Below are 24,009 nucleotides of genomic sequence, written 5' to 3'. Positions count from 1 at the left end.
TTGACGCATTGCTCACCCGCGCAGGACGGCATCGTTTGCTGCCAAAACGCAAGGTCATCACTGGCCGCAAGCCGTCCACCTCTCGAATCGCCGTCCCGTCCATTGGAGCCACCCCATGCTGAGCCTTTTGAAGAAACTCACGGCGGCGACGCCTGCACCGATTGAGCAGCCCGTTGCTGCGGCCGAGGAAAAAACCGATCCGTACATGCTCGGTCTGCACGATGCGATGCTCAGCGGCTGGTTCAATCAGGAAACCGGTGAGCTGTTCACCGGGTTTGCGGTCAGCGCCGATGACACCCTGCTCGACGTTGGCTGTGGTGATGGCGGCAACGTACATTTTTGTGGCATGCGCGGTGCGAAGATCATCATTGCCGACATTGACGGCGCCAAGGTTGAGGCCACCCGTCAACGTCTGGGTGATACCCCGGCGCGCGAAATCGAATGCCACGTCACTGATTGCAACCCACTGCCGATCGCCGATGCCACCGCGACGCGGGTGGTCTCGACCGAAGTCATCGAACACGTTGACGATCCCGCGCAGTTTCTCGCCGAACTGGTGCGCGTCGGCAAGCCGGGCGCACTGTACCTGTTGAGCGTGCCGCACCCGAGCTCCGAAGACCTGCAAAAAGACATCGCCGCACCGGAGTACTTCCAGAAGCCCAACCACATTCGCATCATCAGCGAGGATCAGTTCAAGGCGATGGTCAGTGACGCCGGGCTGGAGATCATCAGCCACAGTCAGTACGGGTTTTACTGGTCGATGTGGATGCTGTTGTTCTGGGAGGCCAAGGTCGAGTTCAGCGACCCTGACCATCCGCTGCTCAATCGCTGGGCCGACACCTGGCAGGCGGTGCTCGATTCGCCGCGCGGCGCGCAGATCAAAAAAGCCCTGGATGCAGTGGTCGCGAAAAGTCAGGTGATCATCGCCCGCAAACCCTGATCTTCTGCCACAAGGTTTTGTGTAACCTTGCTGCCTTGTGGTTTCAGGGGTGTGCAAAGTATGCGGTTTCTCGTCGGTCTGTTTGCGTTGATGGTGCTTTCTGCTTGCAAGCAGCAGGACGCGCCACCGCTCGACCAACAACTCTACATCTGGCAACGCCAATGGACGCCGGCCCATGCGGCAGCGTTGCGTGACAGTCGTCCTGACTTCTCGACGCTCCGCGTGCTCGCCCTGCAAGCCTTTCCCAATGCCGGATGGAGCAGGGCGCGGATCGATGCGCAATTATTGAAAGCCGATGGTCGTCCGTTGATTGCGGTGATTCGTCTCGACGGGCAGCTCAAGGCGCTGGATCAGCAGCAAGTCACCGCGCAGATTCTTCAGGTACTGGCCGATTGGCAGGCGCAAGGTCTGACGCTGAGTGGCGTTGAGATCGATCACGACGCGGGTAATGCGCGCTTGCCGGCGTACGCGCAATTCCTCAACCATTTGCGCTCGGCATTGCCGAGCGCGCTACCGCTGAGCATCACGGCGCTGCCAGCCTGGCTCGACAGTGCGCAATTGCCCGAACTCCTGCAAAGCGTCGACAGCAGCGTGCTGCAAGTGCATGCCGTCAGCGATCCACGCCGCGGTCTGTTTGATCCTGAGCAGGCGCTTACGTGGGCCAAGGCCTGGGCCCGGATCACCGACAAGCCGTTCTATCTGGCGCTGCCGGCCTATGGTGTGGCGCTGTTGCCGGATGACGGCGGGGCGCCGGTGGTGGAAAGCGAAGTGCAATTGGAGCGGGGCGGCCAGCGGCGGGAATTGCTCGCCGATCCGCTGCAACTCAGCCAACTCGCTCAAGCGTTGCGCGAACAGCCGCCGGCGCATCTGGCCGGGTTGATCTGGTTTCGCTTGCCGCTGGTCAATGATCGCCGCGCCTGGAGCCTGACCACCCTGCGCGCCGTCGCCCGTGGCGATCAACTCAATCGTCGGCTCGGCGTGACGTTGAGCGAACACGACGGTCTCTCCGACATCAAACTCGACAACCCCGGCAATCTCGACAGCGCCTGGCCCGCGCGGATCACCCTCAAGGCGCAGGGCTGTGAAGGCGCTGATGCGCTCGCCGGTTACTCATTGCAACAAAGCCCGGATCTGCTTACCTTCACCCGCCTGCGCGACGGCCGATTGCCGGCGGGCGGACAACGCGCCATCGGTTGGGCACGTTGCGCACATATTGATCAAGGAGGTTCGCATGTTGACCCGTAACTGGCCCCGCCATCTGCTCTGCCTGAGCCTCTGCTTGCCGCTGGGGTCGGCGCTGGCCTGCGGGCCGGATTTCCCGATGCGCCTGCTCGACAATCGCGGGCAGAGCCTGGCGGATCTGCCTGAAGGCAACTTCCACTTCGAACTCAGTCGCCTCGGCAAAACCATCGCCGGGCTGAAGAACGTCACCGCCGCGACACACAATCCGAACGACGTGTACGGCGAGGAAAACGCCGCCGCCGAGTCTCGGGAAATCGCCGAACAGGCCGGCCTGAGTGCCGAGCAGCAAGCGTTGGTCAAACAACTGCGCGGCCTGACAGATGCGCGCCAGGCCGAGGCGCAGGGCGCCAGCCTGCCGGCGGAAATCCGTTTGTACGTGGCCGGTGCGGTGGCGTTTGCCACGGGCGATCATCAACTCGCCGTCGAGTATTTCGACAAACTGCTGGCATTGCCGGTGGATCAGCGTCCGTTGCGCAGTACGTGGGCCGCCTACTCGCTGGGGCGCACCTGGTTTGCCATCAGCAGTGAGAGCGGCGATGCGGTGGAAGCGCTGGAGCAATCGCTGGCGGCGTTCCGTCAGGTCCGGCAGATGAGCATCGACGGTCTCAGCGATCCGCTGGAGTTGGGGGTTGCCAGCCTCGGTGAAGAGGCGCGGGTGCTGCGCACGGCTGGCAACTGGAGCGGCGCCATCGAATTGTATGAAGCGCAAAACCTGCACGGCTCTGGCGTGGGGTACACCTCGCTCAAGCAATTGATGAATGAACTGGCCGAATTGCCCGAGGCCGAACTGGCTGAGTTGTTCCAGCATAAAGCGGTGCAGCAACTGGTTACGGCATCGCTGGTCAGTCGCGAGGGCTGGTCGTATGGCGATGAACCGCCGAACGAGAAAAAACTCGTCAAGTTGCTGCAAAACAGCACGCGCGGCAGCCTCGAAAACGCCGATCGCCTGGCCGCGATGAGCTATCAACAGGGCGACTATGCCGGCGCCAAGGCCTTCCTCGTAAACGCCGGGGACGGCGGCCTGGCGTGGTGGCTACGGGCGAAACTGGCGGTACGCGACGGCGACAGGACTGCCGCCGCGCAAGCCTACTCCAAAGCCGCGCAGGCCTTTCCGCAGAACGAGGATTGGGGCTATCGACGCACGCCGGACTGGGCGTTTGAAAGCGTTCAGCCGAAGTGCCGGGTCGAAGGTGAAAGTGCCATTCTGGCGTTGCAGCGTGGCGAATATCTGCAAGCCTTCGTGCAGTTGTATCGCAGCAACAGCACCTATTGGTTTGACGCCGCAACCGTGGCCGAGCGGGTGCTGACGGTTGATGAACTGAAACGCTACGTCGATGAAAACGTGCCGGCGCCGCCCGCGCTGACCCAGCAGCAGCGTGACAACTACGTGCCGCTGCCGGTCGCCGCCAGTCTGCGCAATCTGCTCGGGCGGCGGTTGTTGCGTGAAGGCCATTACGCCGATGCGGTGGCTTACTTCGACAATCCCGACCTGCAAAACAAGGCCCGCCTCTACGGCGAGCAGCGCTTGAAAGCCGATGCTGCGTGGTGGCCGACCAAGCGTGCCAGTGCGCTTTACAACGCCGCGTGGACGGCGCGTGAGTGGGGCATGGACATTCTCGGTTACGAGATGGCTCCGGACTACGCCACGTTCGGTGGTAACTACAGTCTGGAAACCACGGAGCTGAAAGTCGGCCCGCTGGTCAGCGACGCCGAAGTGCAACGTCAGGTCGCCAGTGCAGCGAAACCGGATCAGCGTTATCACTACCGTTTCGTCGCCACCGAACTGGCCGGGCGCGCCGCTGACAATCTGCCGCACACCAGTCAGGCGTTTGCCGCCGTGCTGTGTAACGCCGCCGGCTGGAACAGCAGCCTGGAAGATCAGAGCGCGCTGTATCAGCGTTACATCAAAGAAGGCCCGTTCGTACCGTGGGCGGTGGATTTCGGCAATCAGTGCCCGTACCCGGACTTCGAAAACGCCGACAAACGCTACGTGACGCAGGTAACGGATGCCGTGCGCTCATCGCTGCGACCGTACAAGTGGCCGGTGCAAATCGGCGCCATTGTGCTGGTCACGGCGGCCGCGTTGCTGTTGATCTCACGACGTCAGCGCAAGGCGCGCAAAGGCTAAGCCTGCTGGACGAAGGTCAAGCGTATCGCGAAGCCGATCAACAGGCTGCCGAACAGCCATTGTTGAACCCGTTGCGCCGTTGGACTGTGTTGCAGCCAGCGGCCCAATGCGGCGCCGGTCAGCGCATAAGCGCTGTCGAACAGCAGGCCGACGCCGACCAATAGCGCACCGAGCACGGCGAATTGGCTCAGTACCGGCGCGCCGTCATTGACGATGAATTGCGGCAACAGCACCGAGCAGAACAGCAGCGCTTTGGGGTTGAGCAGGTTGGTCAGCAAACCGCGCCGAATCGCTTCGCGCCATTGCCCCTGAGTGTTGGCAATATCGCCAGCATTCAGGTTCGGCAGCAGCGTGCTGCGCAAGCATTGAATGCCGATCCATAACAGATACGCCGCGCCCGCCAGGCGCACCACTTCAAAGGTCCATGGCGCCGCCTTGAACAGCGCTGCCAAACCCAACGCCGCCAGCGCGACATGGCAGCCGCGAGCAACTCCCAGGCCGACCGCCGTGGCCAACGCCGCGCCGCGACCCTGACGCGCACCGGTTTGCAGGAGCAGGATCATGTCCGGACCGGGCAGCAGATAAACCACTGCCAATGCCAGGAAAAATAGCCAGAGACTCGCCATGCCGCCGTCCTTTCGTTGTCGATTCGGTGAGCCAAGTCTAGAGCCGAAGGGTGGGGCAGGTGCTTGCGTAGTCCGCTTCAAAAGTTCGCAGCTTTGGCATAACCTGCTGGCTTTCAGCGCCATGACGATCAGGATCTGCCAAAGATGAAACTCGATGCATTCGACCGCAAAATTCTCGCTGCCCTGCAACGCAACGGACGCCTGAGCAACGTCGAGTTGGCAGACGAGATCGGCCTGTCGGCGTCGCCATGTTTACGCCGAGTGCGCATGCTTGAGGAGGCCGGAGTGATTCGCGGCTATCAGGCCAATCTGGACCGTGACGAAGTCGGGTTGGGGCTGACGGTGTTTGTCGGGGTCAAGGTCGAGCGGCATAACGATGAGCAGGCCGAAGCATTCTACAAAGCCGTGACCGCGTTGCCGGAAGTGATTTCAGCGTTTCTGGTGTCGGGTGAATCGGATTTTCTGCTGCAAGTGGTGGTGCCGGATCTGCGCGCGTATGACCGCTTTCTCAGCGGCTGCCTGTTGAAGTTGCCGGGGGTGAGTGACATTCGCAGCAACTTTGCGATTCATACGGTGAAGACCCCGGGCGCTTTGCCGCTGGGGCATCTTCCGCTGTAGACCGAGGCGGGCCCTTCGCGAGCAGGCTCGCTCCCACATTCGATCGTCACATTCCTGAAAGAGCGCGGTCATTGTGGGAGCGAGCCTGCTCGCGAAGGCGGCAGCTCAGCCAATAAACATTTGCGTCCCTACATCTGCGTGGCCATCCCCTCGACATTCATCGCTGCCTGGCGCAACGCCTCGGAGCGCGTCGGATGCGGATGACAGGTCAACGCAATGTCCTCGGCCGACGCGCTGAACTCCATCGCCACACAAAATTCGCCAATCATTTCACTGACGCTCGGGCCGACAAGATGCACACCGAGCACTTCATCCGTGCGTTCGTCAGCGATGACTTTGGCGAAACCCTCGGTTTCATGGTTGATCTTCGCCCGGCTGTTGGCGGTGAACGGAAACTTGCCGACCTTGTAGGCGCGCCCTTCAGCCTTGAGCTGCTCTTCGGTCTTGCCGACGCTGGCCAGCTCCGGTTTGGTGTAGATCACGTTGGGGATCAGGTCGTAATTGACCTCACCAGCCTTGCCATGGATCTGCTCGACACAGGCCATCGCTTCGTCTTCGGCCTTGTGCGCGAGCATCGGGCCGGACGTCACGTCGCCGATGACCCAGACCCCGGCGGCCTCGGTGCGATGCTGTTTGTTGGCGAGCATGCCGCGCTTGTCGGTGCTCAGGCCAACGTTCTGCAGACCCAGGCCTTCGGTGTACGGGCGGCGACCGATGGCCACCAGCACGTAATCGGCTTCCAGTAACTCGGCGGTGCCACCCGCGGCGGGCTCGACGCTGAGCTGCACACCGCTGGCGGAAGAGGTCGCGCTGGTGACTTTCGAACTGAGTTTGAAGGCGATGCCCTGTTTGCTCAGCGAGCGCTGCAAGGTTTTGCCCGCTTCGCCATCGACGCCGGGGCAAATGCGGTCGAGGTATTCGACCACGGTGACCTGCGCGCCCAGACGCCGCCACACCGAGCCGAGTTCGAGGCCGATGACACCGGCACCGATCACCACCAGGTGCTTGGGCACTTCGCTCAGCGACAGCGCGCCGGTGGAATCCAGAATGCGTTTATTGTCGATCTCGACACCCGGCAGGGGAGTGGGCTCGGAGCCGGTGGCGATGATGATGTCCTTGGCGGTCAGCTCGACCTTGCTGCCCTGATCGCCGGTTACCGTGACCTTGCCCGGGCCATCGATGTGGCCCCAGCCCTTGATCCAGTCGACCTTGTTTTTGCGAAAGAGAAATTCGATGCCCTTCGTCAGGCCTGCCACGCTTTCATCTTTCTGCTTCATCATTTGCGCGAGGTTCAACGTCGGTTTGACTTCGATACCGAGGTTGGCGAACTCCGCACCCATCGCCGCATCGTACAACTCCGAGGCATGCAGCAACGCTTTGGAGGGCATGCAACCGACGTTCAGGCAAGTGCCACCGAGGGTTGCGCGACCTTCGACACACGCCGCCTTTAGGCCCAACTGCCCGGCGCGGATCGCCGCGTTATAACCACCCGGGCCGCCGCCCAGAATCACCACGTCATAGTTGCTCATGCGCTTACTCCAGATTGATGGATGCGATCGCTAAAAGTAGTTCTCGGATAAAATTACGCACGTAATATGTGCGTTTACGGACATTTCGGTCAAGGCTTCAGGCAAGCGACAGGTTGGGCATCTTTAGATAAGCGTAATTGTGTACGAATATTTCACGCTTTTCGTTATATCGTAACGATATGAACAGCGAGCCGAAGATTTTGGGGTGATATGCAAGTCGATCTGGAGGTTGATGGCACGCAAGTGAGCGGATTGCCGCGCTTTCAACAAGCGGCAGCGCAAGGGCGGCGATTACGACGCTGGGCCATTGGCCTTGGCAGTCTCGCCGGTGCGGGTTGGGTGCTGGCATTTTTTGTCGGGCTGTTTGCACCGCAATCGCTGTGGTTGCCGCTGTTGGTCAATCAAAGCGCGGCATTGCTGGTGCTGGTCGGCGGACTGCAGTCGGCCTGGTGGGTGACGGCGTGGCGGGCAAGGGTGATCAATCCGCTGGCGCCGGTTTCTCAAGCGGTGGACGAGCAAACTGCGCCAGATGGCTGGTACGAACGGCTGCTCGATCGCTTGAGTCAGCGCAGTGTGCATCTGCTCGGCCAGATCGGTGCTGCGACCCTGTGGCTGGGCGCTTGGGCGCTGATGGCAGTGCTGAGTATCGAGCAGGTATGGAACCTCGCATTACCACCGGCTGCCGTGGGTTTGTCGGCAACCGTCGGTGCGGTGCTGGCGTTACTGCTGGCGTTTGCGTTGCTGGTGCTGGAGCGCCACCTGGCGCAGGAAAATCCCGCGCAATGGCCGGAAGCCGGAGTACTGGCGCAACTGACGCGGGTGGCAATCACCAGTTTGCTGCTCAGTGCGTTGTGTCTATTGTTCGCCAGCGACAACGCTATTTGGCCTATCCGGTTGGCGGTGTTGATTGGTATTTTGCCGGGATTGGTCGCAATCGAGCTGCTATTGCGTGCTGTTCTCTCGGTGTTCAGTCCACGCCGTGAACTGCTTGAGCCGACCCTGCTGGCGCGCAGTTTTGTCGCCGACCTGCTGCGCTGGCCACCGCAACCGTTGCTCGCGTTGCAGCACGAATTGCACAACCGGTTTGGCATCGATTTGCGCCAGATCTGGGCGTTCAGCTACATGCGCCGCGCGTTTTTGCCGGTGTTGCTGCTGATCGCCGCGCTCGGTTGGTTACTCACCGGTATTCATGAAATACCTCTGCAAGGTCGCGGCATCTACGAGCGTTTCGGCAAACCGGTTGAAGTGTTCAGCCCCGGTTTGCACACGGGATTACCGTGGCCATTGGGACGGGTCATCAACATTGAAAACGGTGTGGTACATGAGCTGGCGACCAGCGTCGAAAACCCGCTGGCGGTGCAACCGGAGCCTGCCGAAGGCCCGGCGCCCATCACTGCCAATCGCCTGTGGGATGCCAGCCACGTCAACGACAAGTCGCAGGTCATCGCCAGTAGCCGTGGCGAGCAGCAGAGCTTTCAGATCGTCAATATGGATGTGCGTTTCGTCTATCGCATTGGCCTGACAGATCAGGCTGCACTGGCCGCCACCTACAACAGCGCCGATGTACCCACGCTGATTCGCAGCACGGCCAGCCGGATTCTGGTGCACGACTTCGCTTCGCGCACCCTCGACGGTTTGCTCGGTGCCGATCGGGTCGGGCTGGGCGAGGAAATCGGTCGCGCAGTCCAAGCCGATCTGCAAAAACTCGACAGTGGTGTCGAGATTCTCGCGACCGTGGTCGAGGCGATTCATCCGCCGGCCGGTGCCGCCAATGCCTATCACAGTGTGCAAGCGGCGCAGATCGGCGCGCAGGCGTTGATCTCGCGTGAGCGGGGCGCTGCGGCGCAAGCGAGCAATCAGGCGCAGTTGCAGGCCAGCCTCGCGCGCGATCAGGCCAGCGCCAACGCGCGTGAAACCCAGGCGGCGGCGCAGGCGGCGGACCTGAAATTCACCGCCGAACAGAAAGCCTACGCCAGTGCCGGTCAGGCCTTCGTGCTGGAGCAATATTTCAGTCAGCTCAGTCAGGGCTTGAGTAAAGCCAAGTTGCTTGTACTTGATCATCGACTTGGCGGCAGCAGTAACGCGCCGACCATCGACCTGCGTACGTTCACGCTGCCGGCAGACCCAGCGCCAGCGCGCACCACCGCTCAACCAGGAGTTGCCCATTGAGCCAGTCGCACACTCACGATCATCATGACCACGGCGGCCACGACCACGGCCACGGCGGGCATCACCATCATCATGGGCATCACCACCACGGCGCACCGGCAGAGGCTGGCCCGTTCCCGTGGCGGCGCATGGGCTGGGCGGCGTTGCTGGTGGCGTTTGCCATCGCGGCGGCGAGTCTGGTGCAAGTGCGCTCGGGCGAAGCCACGGTCATTACCCGTTTTGGTAATCCGTCGCGGGTGTTGCTTGATCCGGGCTTGAGCTGGCGCTGGCCGGCGCCGTTCGAAGCGGCGATTCCGGTTGATCTGCGCCTGCGTACCACCTCCAGCGGTTTACAGGATGTCGGTACGCGCGACGGTTTGCGCATCATCGTCCAGGCTTACGTGGCGTGGCAGGTGCAGGGCGACCCGGACAATGTGCAGCGCTTTATGCGCGCCGTGCAGAACCAGCCGGACGAGGCGGCGCGGCAGATTCGTACGTTTGTCGGCTCGGCGCTGGAAACCACGGCCAGCAGTTTTGATCTGGCGAGTCTGGTCAATACTGACGCCGGTCAGGTGCGCATCGCCGATTTCGAAGCGCAGTTGCGTCAGCAGATCGATCAGCAATTGCTCGCCACCTACGGTGTTCGCGTGGTCCAGGTGGGCATTGAACGATTGACCTTGCCGTCGGTGACACTCACCGCCACGGTCGATCGCATGCGTGCCGAGCGGGAAACCATTGCCACCGAACGCACAGCGATCGGCAAACGCGAGGCGGCGCAAATTCGCTCCGCCGCCGAGCGCGATGCGCGAATCGTGCAGGCCGACGCAACGGTGAAGGCCGCCGACATTGAAGCGCAATCGCGCGTCGAAGCCGCGCAAATCTACGGGCGTGCCTACGCCAGTTCACCGCAGCTTTACAATTTGCTGCGCTCACTGGACACCCTTGGCACCATCGTCAGCCCGGACACAAAACTGATTCTGCGCACCGATGCCGCGCCGTTCCGTGTATTGGTCGACGGCCCGCCGAGCCTCGACAGTAAAACCGGATCGCAGCCATGAGTGAAGAAGTTCCACGTGGAACACATTCGCTAAATAGCCCGTGGATTCAGGCCGGTCGTTTGGCGTTCATTGCGCTGTATGCGGTGACGCTGTTGGCCGCATTGGCGTGGGCGGTTTCCAATGTGCGGCAGATTGACCCGCAAAATCGTGCCGTGGTTTTGCACTTGGGAGCGCTGGACCGCATTCAAAATGCGGGTCTGTTATTGGCGTGGCCGCAGCCATTCGAGCAAGTGGTTTTGCTGCCCGCAGCCGACCGGGTCATCGAGCGTCGAGTAGAAAACCTGTTACGCAGCGACGAGGCGCTGAAAGCGGATCGAGTCGCCTCGTTCGCTGTGCCGATCAGTGATGCGCTGGCTGGCTCTGGTTATTTATTGACCGGCGACGCCGGCGTGGTGCAACTGGATGTGCGGGTCTTTTACAAAGTCACCGACCCGTATGACTTCGTACTGCAGGGCGATCATGTGTTGCCAGCCTTGGATCGTCTGGTCACCCGCAGTGCCGTGGCGCTCACCGCTGCGCGCGATCTGGACACCATTCTGGTTGCGCGTCCGGAATTGATCGGTGCCGACAATCAGGCCGCTGAACGCCGCGAACGACTGCGCGGTGATCTGGTGCAAGGCATCAACCAGCGCCTGGCTGAATTGAAAGCGAGCGGGCAGGGCATCGGTGTCGAAGTGGCTCGGGTCGATGTGCAATCAAGCTTGCCCGACCCTGCGGTCAGTGCTTTCAATGCGGTGTTGACCGCCAGTCAGCAAGCCGACAAAGCCGTGGCCAACGCGCGGACTGACGCAGAAAAACTCACTCAGACGGCCAACGAACAGGCGGATCGCACACTGCAGGTCGCACATGCGCAAGCGGGTGAACGTTTGGCCAAAGCTTCGACGGACACTGCAACGGTGTTGAGTCTGGCCAAGGCGCAACAGCAGGGCACTGATCCGCAAATGCTCTTGCGTTTGTATCGCGAGCGCATGCCGAAGATTCTTGGCCAGGCCGGCTCGGTGACCACGGTCGACCCGAAAGACGATTCCCGCCTGATCATTCAGGGAGCGACAAAATGACTGCAACCACCGCTGCGCCTAGCCTGCTGTCCTCGGCCGAACAACGCCGCGCTGCGCGACAACTGACCCTGGCGATGCTCGCGTTGGGGCTGCTCGGCCTCGGTCTGATCTGGCGTTGGCTGCTGCCGGAACAAAGCGGCGTGAGTCAGTTGCTGCTCGGTTTCGCTTCTTTATTAGTGGCCGTGCCGGTCATGCGTTCGGCGTGGTACAGCCTGCGTTATCCAAGCCTGCACGGCATTACCGATCAACTGATTGCTCTGGCGATGCTCGGGGCCTGGGCGACCGGTGATTTACTCACGGCGGCGCTGCTGCCGATCATCATGATCTTCGGCCATGTGCTGGAGGAGCGCAGTGTCATCGGTTCGCAGGAAGCGATTCACGCCCTCGGCCAATTGACCCGCAGCCATGCACGCAAGATTCAGGCGGACGGGACGATCATCGAAGTCGACAACGGCACGCTGAAGTCAGGCGACAGCGTTGAAGTTCGTGCAGGTGATCGGGTGCCGGCGGACGGTCGTGTGTTGTCCGGCCAGGCCAGTCTCGACACGGCGTCGATTACCGGTGAATCGGTACCGGTGGAGGCGGGTGTCGGCATGACCGTGTTCGGCGGTGCGATCAATCTCGATGGCCTGCTGCGCATCGAAGTTACCCGTACCGGCGGTGAGTCGACCCTCGGTAAAGTCATCGCGCTGATGCAAAACGCCGAACGTTCGAAACCCCCGATCACCCGATTGCTGGAGCGCTATGCCGGCAGCTACATGGTGCTGGTGTTGTTGCTGGCGGCAGTGACCTGGTTCATCACCAATAACGCGCAGGCGATGCTCGCGGTATTGGTCGCCGCGTGTCCGTGCGCCTTGGTCTTGTCGGCGCCGGCCACGGCGATTGCCGGAGTGGCGGTGGCGGCGCGCCACGGCATTCTGATCCGCAGCTCGGCGTTCCTCGAAGAGCTGGCTGATCTGACTTCGCTGGTGGTCGACAAGACCGGCACGCTGACGTATGGCAGCTTGCACTTGCAGTCGATCAGCAGTCCTCGCGCGGATTCTTCCAGTGTCAGGGCGCTGGCCGCCAGCCTCGGCGCGGCCAGCAGCCATCCGGTCAGTCGCGCACTCGCCGGGTTGGTCCGCCCGGAGGATTGTGTGGCGCTGACTGTTTTTCATGAGCGCCAAGGCCTCGGGGTCGTCGCCATGACCGCGCAGGGCGAAGCGGCACTTGGCCGTCCGGAGTTGTTCGCGCAGTTGGGCATCGCTACCACGGCAGTGCCCGAACACGATGGCCCGATTGCCGGACTGGCGCTGAACGGTGAGTTCCTCGCCTGGTTGTTGCTGGCCGACAGCGTCAAACCGGAAGCGCGTTTCGCCCTCGGCGAATTGCGCGAGTTGGGCCTGGGGCGGCAATTGTTGCTGACGGGAGACCGGCACAGCGTTGCTCAAGCCTTGGCCAAAGATGTCGGTTTGCACGAGGTGCAAGCGCAAGCGTTGCCCGAGGACAAACTCAATCGTGTGCTCAAAGAGATCGATGACGGTTTCCGGCCGATGGTGGTCGGCGACGGCATCAATGATTCGCTGGCACTCAAGGCCGGCGTGGTGGGCGTCGCGATGGGAGCGGGCGGTGCCGACATCGCCCTGGCCTCGGCCGACATCGTGCTGATCGGGAGCGACCTGCGTCGGCTCGGCACTTGCGTGCGACTGAGCCGGCAGTGCCGGCGGACTCTGCAAGTCAACGTGATCATTGGTCTGGGCTGGACCCTGGCAATCGTGGTGTTTGCCGCATTCGGCTGGCTCGGCGCCGCCGGGGCGATGATTGCGGCGCTGCTGCATAACCTCAGCACGCTGCTGGTGCTGGGCAATGCCGGGCGCTTGCTGCGCTTTCAGGAGCCGTTGCTCAAGCTCAAGAAAGACCTCTGAAATTATTTTCGTCGCCTCTGTAACGCCACAAGGGCAGCCTTCTCTAGTGCTATGTCGGGACTGAACAACCTTCCAGCCGACGCCCCTGACGATTACCGAGGATAAGAAAAATGACCATCAAGACCGCTGCTGCTGGTGCCGCTCTCGCTTTGGCTGCCGCCACGATGTTTGCCGGTATTGCTACCAACGCGATGGCTGCCGATGCCAACGTTCATTGCTACGGCGTCAACGCCTGCAAAGGCCAAAACGACTGCAAAACCAAAGACCACGCGTGCAAAGGCATGGGCGCCTGCAAAGGCCAGGGCTTCAAAGCCATGACTCAATCGGCTTGCGAAAAAGCCGGTGGCAAGGTCGGCGAATAACTGACCGCCAGGTGCTGCCGCAGTGGTTCAGGCCACTGTGGCCACTTTTTTTGCAGGAGTCGGCCCATGTCCGCTTCATTTCCCTTCCTCGGCTATGGCCTGGGATTGCGTAGCGCTTACTACCAGCAGATCCTCGAACAGTCGCCGGATGTCGACTGGTTTGAAGTGGTCTCGGAAAACTTCATGGTGCCGGGCGGCAAAGCCCTGTACTACCTGGACGCCATCGCCGAGCGCTATCCACTGGTGATGCACGGCGTGTCCCTGTCCATCGGCGGGCCGCATGCCCTCGACCCGGACTACCTCAAGCAACTCAAACAATTAGCCGAACGGATCAAACCCGCGTGGATCTCCGACCACTTGTGCTGGAGCCGTGGCAACGCCCATCAGTTGCATGACTTGTTGCCGCTGCCATACACCGAAGAAAGTCTCGAATACATTGCTGACCGCGTGGCTCAGGTGCAGGACGTTCTGCAGCGGCCACTGGTGCTGGAGAACGTCTCCAGTTACGTACGCGGCGCTGCGGATGATTTCACCGAGTGGGAATTTCTAGGCGCGTTGAGCCAGGCGACTGGCTGCGAGTTGCTGCTGGATGTGAACAACGTTTATGTCAGTTCGCGCAATCACGGTTTCGATCCCTGGACCTTTATTCAAAGCCTGCCGACCGACAAGGTCCGCCAGTTGCACCTTGCCGGCCACAGCGATTTCGGCGACTACGTCATCGATACCCACGACCATCCGGTAAGCGATCCGGTCTGGGCGTTGTACCAGCGCACGCTGGCGCACTTCGGCCCGGTGGCGACGTTGCTGGAGCGCGACGATCACTTCCCGCCTTTCGAAGAGTTGCTCGATGAGTTGCACACCGCACGTGAACTGGGCGACCACGCCCTGGCCGGGAGACAGCGATGCGCCTGAATGAATGGCAGCTGGCCTTCGAAGCGTTTTTGCTGGATGAAACGGCGGCGGATGCGGTCCTGGGCAACAGTCTGATTGGCGGGCCGACGCTGGATGTCGGCACCGGTCTGGCGATTTATCACAACGCCTATAAGGCGCGTCTGCTGGACGTGCTGCGCAATGACTTTGCGACGATCTGGCACTGGCTGGGTGACGCAGAGTTCGATCAACTCGCCTCGGCGTACATTCGCCAACACCCGTCAGCGCATTTCAGCCTGCGCTGGCTGGGCAAAGAATTCGCAGCCTTTATCCGTGCGCATCTGGTACCGGAACAGAGCGCGCCACTGGCTGAACTGGCTGCACTGGAATGGGCGTTCACCCTGGCATTCGATTCTCCGGCAGGTACGCCACTGACGATCAATGCAATGGCGGCGCTTGCCCCCGAAGAATGGCCGACCCTGCAGTTTAAAGCGACGCCTTCACTGCAATGGCTACGGTGCGAATTCAACAGTGTTGCGATATGGCGTTCGGTAAAGGATGAAGCGGATTTTCCTGAGAGCCAGACGTTGGCGTCGCCTCACGTCTGTGTGATCTGGCGCAGTGAGTTGGTGTGCAGTTATCACAGCCTCGAAAGCGCTGAGGCGGATGCCCTTGATGGACTGTTGAACCAGGCCTGGAATTTCTCCGAACTGTGCGCAGCGTTAGCAGTCACTTATGGTGAGGGCGCTCCACTGCAAGCTGTTACTTGGCTGAAACAATGGGTACAGGACGGTTTGCTGGAGCGCCTGTAACGATAGATAAGGCTAATCAAATCGATAGCCTGCTATTTTTCTGGGATGGTCTACCCTCAGATCTGACGGTCTGAAACAAGGGGGATTTTCCATGCTCGCGCAACTTCCACCGGCCTTACAGAATCTGCAGCTTCCGCTTCGCTTGCGACTCTGGGATGGCCATGAGTTTAATCTGGGGCCGACGCCCAGCGTCACCATCGTGGTCAAGGACCCGCAGATGGTCACCCAGTTCACCCATCCAAGCCTTGATGCGCTCGGAGCGGCATTCGTTGAAGGCAAACTTGAACTGGAGGGCTCGATCAGCGAGGTCATCCGGGTCTGCGACGAATTGAGCAATGCGTTGCTCGGTGACGATGACGACAATCAGCCGGTGCGGGCCTTGCATGACAAGGAAACCGACGCCAAAGCCATCTCCTACCATTACGACCTGTCCAATGCGTTCTACCAGCTCTGGCTGGACAGCGACATGGCGTATTCCTGCGCGTATTTCGAAACGGGCAGCGAAACCCTGGAGCAGGCGCAGCAAGCCAAATTCCGTCATTTATGCCGCAAGCTGCGTTTGCAGCCGGGCGAATACTTGCTGGATGTTGGCTGCGGCTGGGGTGGGCTGGCGCGGTATGCCGCGCGCGAATTCGGCGCGAAAGTCTTCGGCATCACCCTCAGCAAAGAACAGCTGGAACTGGCGCGCGAACGGGTCAAGGCCGAAGGCCTCGAAGACCAGATCGAACTGCAGCTGCTCGACTACCGCGATCTGCCGCAAGACGGGCGTTTCGACAAAGTCGTCAGCGTGGGGATGTTCGAACACGTCGGCCACGCCAATCTCGCCGAGTACTGCAAAACCCTGTTCGGCGCGGTGAAGGAGGGCGGGCTGGTGATGAACCACGGCATTACCGCCAAGCACACCGACGGCCGTCCGGTGGGACGCGGAGCCGGGGATTTCATCGAGAAGTACGTATTCCCCAACGGCGAACTGCCACACCTGTCGATGATTTCTGCCGAAATCAGCGAAGCCGGGCTGGAGATTGTCGACGTCGAAAGCCTGCGCCTGCACTACGCGCGTACGCTCGATCACTGGAGTGAGCGGCTGGAAGACAACCTCGAAGCGGCTGGCAAACTGGTGCCCGATCAAGCACTGCGCATCTGGCGTTTGTACCTGGCCGGTTGTGCGTACGCGTTTGCACGTGGCTGGATCAACCTGCACCAGATTCTCGCGGTGAAAGCGCACCCGGATGGCAGCCATGAACTGCCATGGACCCGCGACGATATCTACAACCCTTGATGCCGCGCGAAACCCTCTCCTCGCGGGGAGAGGGTTTCATAGAATCGGTGAAATCAGCCGGGCGATCCGCATGCCGACTTGTTGCAGGCGGTGGATCTCCCGGCTTTCTTCTTTGGCAATCTCATAGGCCTGCGCGAAATCCTCGTTGAGCATCGCTTCCACGCTGGCAGCGAAGGCACTGTCGACAGTCAGCAACATCACTTCGAAATTCAGCCGGAACGAGCGATTGTCGAGGTTGGCGCTACCGATCGCACTGATCTCGCTGTCGATCAACACCACTTTCTGATGCAGAAACCCGGGTTCGTAACGGAACACCCGAACGCCGGCGCGCACGGCTTCGAAGGCATACAGGCTGGAAGCGGCGTAGACGATGCGATGGTCGGGACGTGAAGGCAGCAGCAAACGCACGTCGACACCGCGCAATACCGCCAGCCTTAATGCGGCGAATACCGCTTCGTCGGGGATGAAATACGGGCTGGTGATCCACACGCGTTCCGTCGCCGCGTGGATCGCTTCGACAAAGAACAGCGAGCAGGTTTCGTAGGCATCGGCGGGACCGCTGGCGAGCAGTTGGCAGAGTACGCCGTCATCCGGGTATTGATCCGGCAGGATCAGCGGTGGCAGCGTTCGCGCCGCCCAGAACCAGTCTTCGGCGAAGGATTCCTGCATGCACGCCACCACCGGACCGCGGACCTTCACGTGGGTATCACGCCACGGTGCCAGCGGCGGTTTTTCACCCAGGTATTCATCGCCGACGTTGTGTCCGCCGACAAAGCCGACCACGCCATCGACCACGACGATTTTGCGGTGGTTACGGAAGTTGACCTGAAAGCGGTTTAGCCAGCCGCTGCGCGTGGCGAAGGCTTTGACCTCGACACCGGCATCGCGCAACGCCTGCACATAGCTGTGGGGCAGGGCGTGGCTGCCGATGCGGTCGTAGAGCAGATAAATCGTCACGCCTTCGCTGGCTTTCTTCAGGAGCAAATCGCGCAGACGCTGGCCGAGGCGATCATCGTGGATGATGAAAAACTGAATAAGTACAGCTTCCTTCGCCTGATCAATGGCCTGGAAGATCGCGTCAAAGGTTGCCGTACCGTTTATCAACAACTGCACTTCGTTGTTCGCCAGACAAGGCATGCGCCCGAGTTTGGGCATGGCCCGTAACGAGGCGTAGGCATTCGAGGCGCGGGCAGTCAGAGCTTCTTCGACCCACGGCCGCCAGTTCAACTCAGAGATCGCCTGGCGCATTTGTTCGTTGGCCTGGCGTCGCGCCTTGATGTAGCCATCGAAGGTGCTGCGGCCGAACACCAGATACGGAATAAGCGTGAGATAAGGAATGAAGATCAGCGACAATGCCCAGGCGATCGAGCCTTGAGCCGTGCGCACGGTGAGCACCGCGTGGACGGCGGCGATCAAGCCGAGGGTATGTAACAGGGCAATCAGATAACCGAAAATGTGCGGTCCAAAATAATCCATGGGGCAGCCTTGCTCCGGAAGATTCAATGCTTAACAGACCATGTTCTGTGGCGAATGTCGCTATTTAATTGGTGCATGAACCGAAGCAATCGGCCGACGTCTAACGGCCACTACTGATCAGGAGTTTTTCGATGAACGTTCGTCTGCTGGGTTTGGCGCTGGGCCTGGGTTTGGCATTGCCGGTGATTGCGCAGGCGCAGATGCTGCAGCCGGGGCTGTGGGAAATGACCTCGAGCAACGTCAAGGTCGATGACCAGCCAATGGATGTGCAATCGATCCTCGGCCAGCTTCAAGGCCAGATGACCCCGCAACAGCGCGCGGCGCTGGAGAAGAACGGCATCAACATCGGCGGCAAGGGCATTCGTGCCTGTCTGACGCCGGAGCAAGTGGCAACCAACGACATTCCGTTGGCTGATCCACAATCGGGCTGCAAACAGCAGATCACTGATCGCACCGGCAACCAGTGGAAATTCCGTTTCAGTTGCCCGAAAGCGCAGGGCACTGGCGTGGCGACGTTCCTCAGTGATCGTGAGTTCACCACGGTGGCCAACGGCACGTTCAATGCGATCGGCATCAACCAGAAGGGCAGTCTCGAAACGCGGGCGGTTTGGTTGGGCCAGGATTGTGGCGCAGTGAAGCCTCGCGCTTAAAAGCATCGCGAGCAGGCTTGCTCCCACAGGGGGAATGCATTCCAACTGTGGGAGATAGCCTGCTCGCGATGGCGTCATCACATTCAACGCATAAAACGCAGCGCCAACCCCCGACATCGCTCGTTCACCCGACCTTCCCGCCAGGCAATCTGCCCTGACACAATCGTCGTACTCACCCGATGCCGAAAGCTGCGCCCGGCAAACGGCGTCCATCCGCATTGCGACAAGATCGGTTGCCGATCGACCTCCAGCGTCTGCGCTTCAACCAGTACCAGATCCGCCCAATACCCCTCACGCAAATAACCCCGATCCGGAATCGCAAACAGATCCGCGACGCGATGGCTGGTCTTCGCCACCAAAGTAGTGACTGGTAAAACTCCCTCCGCCACCAACTCCAAAAGTGCCGGTAACGCATGCTGCACCAGTGGCAATCCAGAGGGCGCTTGCGCATAGGGCCGCTGTTTTTCTTCCCAGGTGTGCGGTGCGTGATCGCTGCCGATCACGTCCAGTCGATTGCTGTTCAATGCTTCGCGCAGGGCATCGCGATCGTTCTGAGTCTTGATCGCCGGGTTGCACTTGATCAGGTTGCCCAGGCTCGGGTAGTCGCGATCATCGAACAGCAAATGGTGCAGACAGACTTCCGCGGTGATGCGTTTTTGCGCCAGCGGTTTGTCCTCGAACAACATCAGTTCGCGCGCCGTGGTCAGGTGCAAAACATGCAAGCGTGTGCCATGACGTTTGGCCAGTTCCACCGCCAGTGACGAAGAGCGAAAACACGCTTCGGCATTACGGATCAGCGGATGAGCGGCAGGCGGGATTCGCTCACCGAACAACTCACGCAGATTGGCTGCGTTGGCGTCGATGCTCGGCGTGTGTTCGCAGTGCGCCAACAGGATGGTGGGCACCTCGGCAAATAGCCGCTCGAGAATCTGTGGATCGTCCACCAGCATGTTGCCGGTCGAGGCACCCATGAATACTTTCACGCCGGCCACTTCACACGGATTGAGCGCGGCGACCGTGTCGAGGTTGTCGCGGCTCACGCCAAAGTGAAAGCCGTAATTGGCCACCGAGTTGATCGCTGCCCGGCGCTTTTTATCCGCCAGCGCTTCGAGGGTGAGGGTTGCCGGGTTGGTGTTGGGCATGTCCATGAAGCTGGTGATGCCGCCGGCCACCGCAGCGCGCGATTCGCTGTGAATGCTGCCCTTGGCCGGCGTACCCGGTTCACGAAAATGCACCTGATCATCGATCATCCCCGGCAGCAGCCATTGGCCGTTGGCATCGATTTCCACCGTGGCATTTTCACCTTCGATGCTGCGCGCGATCTTGACGATGCGTCCATTGCTGAGCAACAGATCCGCGTCGAACTCGCGTCCTTCATTGACCAGTCTCGCGTTGCGAATCAGCACGCTGCTCATGGTTCAGAACTCGTTCTGCAAGGCTTTGTAGCCGCGCACCAGATCGACGTTGGTGCGCGCCACGTCTTCGGAAAAATCCGAAGCGCTGACGCTCACCGGCGGGAATAACGAGAGGTCGGTGTTCGGGCCGATGCGGGTGGTGGAGGGCACATAAAAAGCATCCGGCAAGTCGCGACCATCGACCACCGAGTTGTGCCGCACCACGCAACCGTTACCCACCACACAATTGAACAGCACACTGTTAAAACCGATGAACACGCGGTCGCCAACCACGCAGGGACCATGCACGATCGAACGGTGGGCGATGGAACTGAACTCGCCGATGGTCACCGCTGCACCGGATTTGGAGTGGATCACCACACCGTCCTGAATGTTCGAATTGGCGCCGATCGTGATCGGCTCCATCGTGCCAGTCGCGTCGACTTCGTCAGCACGGATGACCGCGTAAGGACCGACGAAGACGTTCTCGCCGATCACCACTTTGCCGCAGATGATTGCGGTTTTATCGACGTACGCCGACTCGGCGATTTGCGGTAAATCACCTGAAGGGTTTTTACGGATCATGGTCGGCTCAGGGCGTTGTAAAGGGTGTTGAGGTTGTATTCGAACAGCCCCGCAAAGGTACTGGCAGGACCGCTGGCGGCGAGGGCATCGGAGTACAGCGTGCCGCCGATGTGGGCGCCGCTTTCGTCGGCGATCTGTTTAAGCAGGCGCGCATCCTTGATGTTTTCCATGAACACCGCTTTGACCTTGGCCTGACGTATCTGGGTAATCAGCGCAGCCACTTCGGCGGCCGAAGGTTCACGCTCAGTGGACAAACCCTGCGGCGCCATGAAGTCGATACCGTAAGCCTGACCGAGATAACCGAAGGCATCGTGGCTGGTGACGATCTTGCGATTGCCTGGGGGCAGCGAACCGAACTTGGCCTTGGCTTCGGCGAGCAGGGCGTAGATCTGTTTCAGATAGGTTTGGCTGTTGCTTTGGTAATCGGCCTTGTTCGCCGGGTCGGCAGCGATCAGCGCTTTGGTGATGTTGGCGATGTACAACTCGGTGTTCGCCAGATTGTGCCAGGCGTGAGGGTCGGGCACGGTTTCGCCGTCCTCATCCAGTGAGCGCGGAATCACGCCATGGCTGGCACTGATGACGCTGGCCTTGGTCTCGGTGCTGGTCACCAGGCGATCCAGCCACGGCTCGAAACCGAGGCCGTTCTTGATGATCAGTTTGGCGCTGAGCAGGGCTTTGGCATCGTCCGGTGTCGGCTCATAGGTGTGCGCATCGGCGTCCGGGCCGACCATGTTGGTGATCTGGATATGCTCACCACCGACTTGGTGAACCATGTCGGCGAGAATGCTGAAGCTGGTCACCACCGGCAATTTTTCCGCCGCCGACAAGGACATCGACAGCATCAGGCTGAACAACACGAGTAGAGCACGCATCGGGAAACACCTCATTGGGATGTGAGCAAGGGCGGGCGGCGCAGCAAGCCATGAACCGGCCCGAACACCACGGACAACAGATAACCGAGGCCTGCGACCAGCACGATGGCCGGGCCGCTTGGCAGCGAGTAATAGAACGACAGCAACAATCCGAACCACACCGAGAGGCAACCGATGGCGGCGGCGATGGCGATCAGGATCGGTAACCGTCGGCTCCAGAATCGCGAGGCCGCGGCGGGCAGCATCATCAACCCGACCACCATCAGTGCGCCGATCGCCTGGAAACCGATCACCAGGTTCAACACCACGAGGGTCAGGAACACGCCGTGGGCGAGGGGCCCGAGACGGCTCACGGTTCGCAGAAACAGCGGGTCGAGGGTGTCGAGCAGCAGTGGCTGGTAGATCAGTGCCATGGCAATCAGGCTGAATGCCGAGACCCACAACATGCCATTGAGTGTCGGGCCGTCGACGGCCAGAGCCGAGCCGAACAATAGATGCAGGAGATCGAGGCGTTTGCCGGCGATGCCGAGGATCAATACGCCGCTGGCGAGGGAGATTGGATAGATTGCGGCGAGACTGGCGTCTTCGCGCAGACCGGTGCGGCGGGTGATCCAGGCGGCGAGTCCGGCCATGCTCAGGCCGGCACCGAGGCCGCCGAGTGTGAGCGCGGGGAGACTCAAACCGGCAAACCAGAATCCTAATGCCGCGCCGGGAAGGATGCCGTGGGCCACCGCGTCACCGATCAGGCTCATCCGTCGCAGGATCAAAAACACGCCGAGTGGTGCCGTGCTGCATGCCAATACCAACCCGCCAAGGAGCGCGCGGCGCATGAACACGAACTCGTTGAACGGTTGCCAGAAGTGGGCGACGGCGAGCATCAGGCCACCTGCGTGTGAGGTGTTTGCCGGATCAGGTCGACGCTGGCGCCGTACACGCATTCGCGGTTTTTGATCAGCAGGGTTTGCGGGATGTGCTGGCGCACGGCGCAGAGGTCATGACAGACCACGACGATTGTTCGACCTTCGTTATGCCAGGCATGCAGGTGTTGCCAGAGTAACTGTTGGCCAAGTTCATCGAGCGCGGCGTGAGGTTCGTCGAGCAGCAGAACGGCGGCATCGGTCAGACTCAAACGAGCGAGCAGGGCGCGCTGCAATTCGCCGCCGGACAGAGCCATGAGCGGGCGTTGTTCCAGTCCACTCAGGTGCCAGTTTTCCAATGCGTCTTTGAGACGTTGCGCACGCAGTTGGGTTGAGAGTCGACGTCCCCAGAACCCGGCGGCAATCAACTCTTCGAGGCTGATGGGGAATTGGCGGTCGAGGTGCTGTTGTTGCGGCAGGAAGGACAATCCGCTTTGACGTGGAACACTCAGGCTGACTTTGCCTGCTAAAGGTTTTTGCAGGCCGGCGACGACTTTCAAAAGGCTGCTCTTGCCACAACCGTTGGCACCGATAATCGCGGTCAGGCTACCGCTGTCGAACTCCAGATTCAGCGGGGCGGTTAGTGGCTGGCCAGGAGCGCCCCAACTCAGGGATTGGCAGCGGATCATGCTTGCTCACGCTGCCAACGGCTTTCGGCTACGGCGTCGTGGGCGTGCAGACTTTCGGCGTGGATCACTCGCAGGTGGAACTGGTTGACGCCGGGTGTGCGGCGTAGCGCGAGATTCAGTCGACGTGCGGCGTCTTCGCAGAACATCAGGTTCTGTCCGTTGGCGAGGGCGAAGGCTTGCTCGTCTGCGCGCTTTACTGCGGTTTGTACGGCGGTGCCGAGCGCCGCTTCGGCGTCATTGATGATCGCGCTCAGCGGTAATTCGTCGATGAACTCATCGAGGTGCAGATGCAATTTTGCGGTGCTGCGTTGGCTGTGAGGCGTGGCGATGATGCCTTGCGTCGAGCCGAGCCATGCCAACACATCGGCGTGCTGAAGGGCTTTGTTGGCAAAGTCGTCGACAAATTGTTGCTGGATTAACTGTCGCGCCAAGGCTGCGGAACAAGGGCAAGTCGAGGAGTAGGGCACCTCTATTTTGAGTTCCACGTGGAACATCTTGTTTTTCAGACTGGCTGAAATGGTCGCGGGATAGGATTTCCAACCGGCCAATGGGCTGATTAACGCAGGCCTTTTCAGCAGCAGATCGGTGTGGATATTCAGGTAGGCACAGTTGGATAAACCTTCGTGGCTAGCCAAAAAACGTTTGAGTACCTGGTGCAGCAGGAGGGGTGAAAGACTCTGCTGTTCGAGCGCTTCCAGGGCCAGATACAGACGCGACATATGAATGCCCCGCGCCTCGCCATCATCCAGGCTCACTCCCGCATCAGCGTTCGCGCTCAAGCGTTGGCCTTCCAATAAAACAGGTAATGCGATGCCGTGCATGCCCACCCATTCGAGGGGCAAGGCTTGGCGAGCGGACTGCGCGGCGATATCCGGAAGTGTCAGCGAATTCATGTTCGGAACCATCGTGTTG

General features: G+C 60.7%; 22 protein-coding genes. 13 read left to right on the top strand and 9 right to left on the bottom strand.

Annotated features, from left to right (window positions below):
- The first annotated feature begins 115 nt into the window (after positions 1–115).
- From A8O26_RS02000 to A8O26_RS01990, 3 genes are read left to right on the top strand one after another with little or no spacing between them, the layout of a single operon-like run.
- Positions 116–940: a class I SAM-dependent methyltransferase gene (locus A8O26_RS02000; protein ID WP_064116532.1), complete on the top strand. Its 825-nt coding sequence runs from the start codon at positions 116–118 to the stop codon at positions 938–940.
- 60 nt (positions 941–1,000) lie between these two features.
- Entirely contained in the window at positions 1,001–2,185 is a 1,185-nt protein-coding gene (locus A8O26_RS01995; RefSeq protein ID WP_064116531.1) for a DUF3142 domain-containing protein, read from the top strand.
- Positions 2,172–4,310, top strand: a complete 2,139-nt coding sequence (locus A8O26_RS01990; protein ID WP_064116530.1) for a hypothetical protein — start codon at positions 2,172–2,174, stop codon at positions 4,308–4,310. Before A8O26_RS01995 ends, A8O26_RS01990 begins: the two co-directional genes overlap by 14 nt.
- On the opposite strand, the gene A8O26_RS01985 is transcribed toward A8O26_RS01990, so the two are convergent.
- On the bottom strand, positions 4,307–4,936 hold the full coding sequence (locus A8O26_RS01985; protein ID WP_064116529.1) for a LysE family translocator: 630 nt from the start codon (positions 4,934–4,936) through the stop codon (positions 4,307–4,309). The genes A8O26_RS01990 and A8O26_RS01985 overlap by 4 nt on opposite strands.
- Before the next feature lie 144 nt (positions 4,937–5,080).
- Here A8O26_RS01985 and A8O26_RS01980 point away from each other — a divergent pair, with 144 nt between their 5' ends.
- Positions 5,081–5,554: an Lrp/AsnC family transcriptional regulator gene (locus tag A8O26_RS01980; RefSeq protein ID WP_064116528.1), complete on the top strand. Its 474-nt coding sequence runs from the start codon at positions 5,081–5,083 to the stop codon at positions 5,552–5,554.
- 128 nt (positions 5,555–5,682) lie between these two features.
- Here the strand turns inward: A8O26_RS01980 and lpdA are convergent, their stop codons facing one another.
- A complete protein-coding gene (gene lpdA, locus A8O26_RS01975) occupies positions 5,683–7,083 on the bottom strand; it encodes a dihydrolipoyl dehydrogenase (protein WP_064116527.1) in 1,401 nt (466 codons plus the stop codon).
- Between the two features lie 210 nt (positions 7,084–7,293).
- On the opposite strand from lpdA, the gene hflK (A8O26_RS01970) reads away from it, so the two are divergent.
- The 8 genes from hflK (A8O26_RS01970) (at position 7,294) to cfaB (ending at position 16,574) form a co-directional block, all read left to right on the top strand.
- Positions 7,294–9,252 (top strand): protease modulator HflK, encoded by a 1,959-nt coding sequence (gene hflK, locus A8O26_RS01970; protein WP_064116526.1) that lies wholly within the window; start codon positions 7,294–7,296, stop codon positions 9,250–9,252.
- Positions 9,249–10,289 (top strand): protease modulator HflC, encoded by a 1,041-nt coding sequence (hflC, locus tag A8O26_RS01965; RefSeq protein ID WP_064116525.1) that lies wholly within the window; start codon positions 9,249–9,251, stop codon positions 10,287–10,289. The genes hflK (A8O26_RS01970) and hflC overlap by 4 nt, the downstream gene beginning before the upstream one ends.
- Positions 10,286–11,347: a protease modulator HflK gene (gene hflK, locus A8O26_RS01960; protein ID WP_064116524.1), complete on the top strand. Its 1,062-nt coding sequence runs from the start codon at positions 10,286–10,288 to the stop codon at positions 11,345–11,347. Before hflC ends, hflK (A8O26_RS01960) begins: the two co-directional genes overlap by 4 nt.
- Positions 11,344–13,251: a heavy metal translocating P-type ATPase gene (locus A8O26_RS01955; RefSeq protein ID WP_064116523.1), complete on the top strand. Its 1,908-nt coding sequence runs from the start codon at positions 11,344–11,346 to the stop codon at positions 13,249–13,251. Before hflK (A8O26_RS01960) ends, A8O26_RS01955 begins: the two co-directional genes overlap by 4 nt.
- Positions 13,252–13,361: 110 nt before the next feature.
- Positions 13,362–13,613, top strand: coding sequence for a BufA2 family periplasmic bufferin-type metallophore (bufA2, locus tag A8O26_RS01950; protein WP_064116522.1), 252 nt, complete (start codon positions 13,362–13,364; stop codon positions 13,611–13,613).
- 66 nt (positions 13,614–13,679) lie between these two features.
- Complete coding sequence (bufB, locus tag A8O26_RS01945; RefSeq protein ID WP_064116521.1) at positions 13,680–14,525, top strand: MNIO family bufferin maturase; 846 nt, start codon at positions 13,680–13,682, stop codon at positions 14,523–14,525.
- Complete coding sequence (locus tag A8O26_RS01940) at positions 14,516–15,295, top strand: HvfC/BufC N-terminal domain-containing protein (RefSeq protein WP_064116520.1); 780 nt, start codon at positions 14,516–14,518, stop codon at positions 15,293–15,295. Before bufB ends, A8O26_RS01940 begins: the two co-directional genes overlap by 10 nt.
- A gap of 91 nt (positions 15,296–15,386) precedes the next feature.
- The gene (cfaB, locus tag A8O26_RS01935) at positions 15,387–16,574 is read left to right on the top strand and encodes a C17 cyclopropane fatty acid synthase CfaB (protein WP_064116519.1); all 1,188 of its coding nucleotides are present in this window, start codon (positions 15,387–15,389) and stop codon (positions 16,572–16,574) included.
- Between the two features lie 36 nt (positions 16,575–16,610).
- Here cfaB and cls read toward each other — a convergent pair whose 3' ends face one another.
- On the bottom strand, positions 16,611–18,050 hold the full coding sequence (gene cls, locus A8O26_RS01930; RefSeq protein ID WP_064116518.1) for a cardiolipin synthase: 1,440 nt from the start codon (positions 18,048–18,050) through the stop codon (positions 16,611–16,613).
- 131 nt (positions 18,051–18,181) lie between these two features.
- Here cls and A8O26_RS01925 point away from each other — a divergent pair, with 131 nt between their 5' ends.
- A complete protein-coding gene (locus A8O26_RS01925) occupies positions 18,182–18,700 on the top strand; it encodes a DUF3617 domain-containing protein (RefSeq protein WP_064116517.1) in 519 nt (172 codons plus the stop codon).
- Positions 18,701–18,783: 83 nt separating this feature from the next.
- Here the strand turns inward: A8O26_RS01925 and A8O26_RS01920 are convergent, their stop codons facing one another.
- From A8O26_RS01920 to folE2, 6 genes are read right to left on the bottom strand one after another with little or no spacing between them, the layout of a single operon-like run.
- Complete coding sequence (locus A8O26_RS01920) at positions 18,784–20,115, bottom strand: dihydroorotase (protein WP_064116516.1); 1,332 nt, start codon at positions 20,113–20,115, stop codon at positions 18,784–18,786.
- Between the two features lie 3 nt (positions 20,116–20,118).
- Entirely contained in the window at positions 20,119–20,679 is a 561-nt protein-coding gene (locus A8O26_RS01915; protein WP_064116515.1) for a carbonate dehydratase, read from the bottom strand.
- Positions 20,676–21,551 carry a metal ABC transporter substrate-binding protein gene (locus tag A8O26_RS01910; protein ID WP_064116514.1) on the bottom strand — a complete coding sequence of 292 codons (876 nt, stop codon included), beginning with the start codon at positions 21,549–21,551 and terminating at the stop codon, positions 20,676–20,678. The genes A8O26_RS01915 and A8O26_RS01910 overlap by 4 nt, the downstream gene beginning before the upstream one ends.
- Positions 21,552–21,562: 11 nt before the next feature.
- Positions 21,563–22,429: a metal ABC transporter permease gene (locus A8O26_RS01905; protein ID WP_064116513.1), complete on the bottom strand. Its 867-nt coding sequence runs from the start codon at positions 22,427–22,429 to the stop codon at positions 21,563–21,565.
- On the bottom strand, positions 22,429–23,097 hold the full coding sequence (locus A8O26_RS01900) for a metal ABC transporter ATP-binding protein (protein ID WP_064116512.1): 669 nt from the start codon (positions 23,095–23,097) through the stop codon (positions 22,429–22,431). Before A8O26_RS01900 ends, A8O26_RS01905 begins: the two co-directional genes overlap by 1 nt.
- Positions 23,094–23,990 (bottom strand): GTP cyclohydrolase FolE2, encoded by an 897-nt coding sequence (gene folE2, locus A8O26_RS01895; protein WP_064116656.1) that lies wholly within the window; start codon positions 23,988–23,990, stop codon positions 23,094–23,096. The genes A8O26_RS01900 and folE2 overlap by 4 nt, the downstream gene beginning before the upstream one ends.
- Positions 23,991–24,009 lie beyond the last annotated feature (19 nt).

This window comes from Pseudomonas fluorescens (assembly GCF_001648775.1).
In the GTDB taxonomy this organism is placed as follows: Bacteria; Pseudomonadota; Gammaproteobacteria; order Pseudomonadales; family Pseudomonadaceae; genus Aquipseudomonas; species Aquipseudomonas fluorescens_M.
This window is presented reverse-complemented; position numbering and strand designations above follow the sequence as displayed.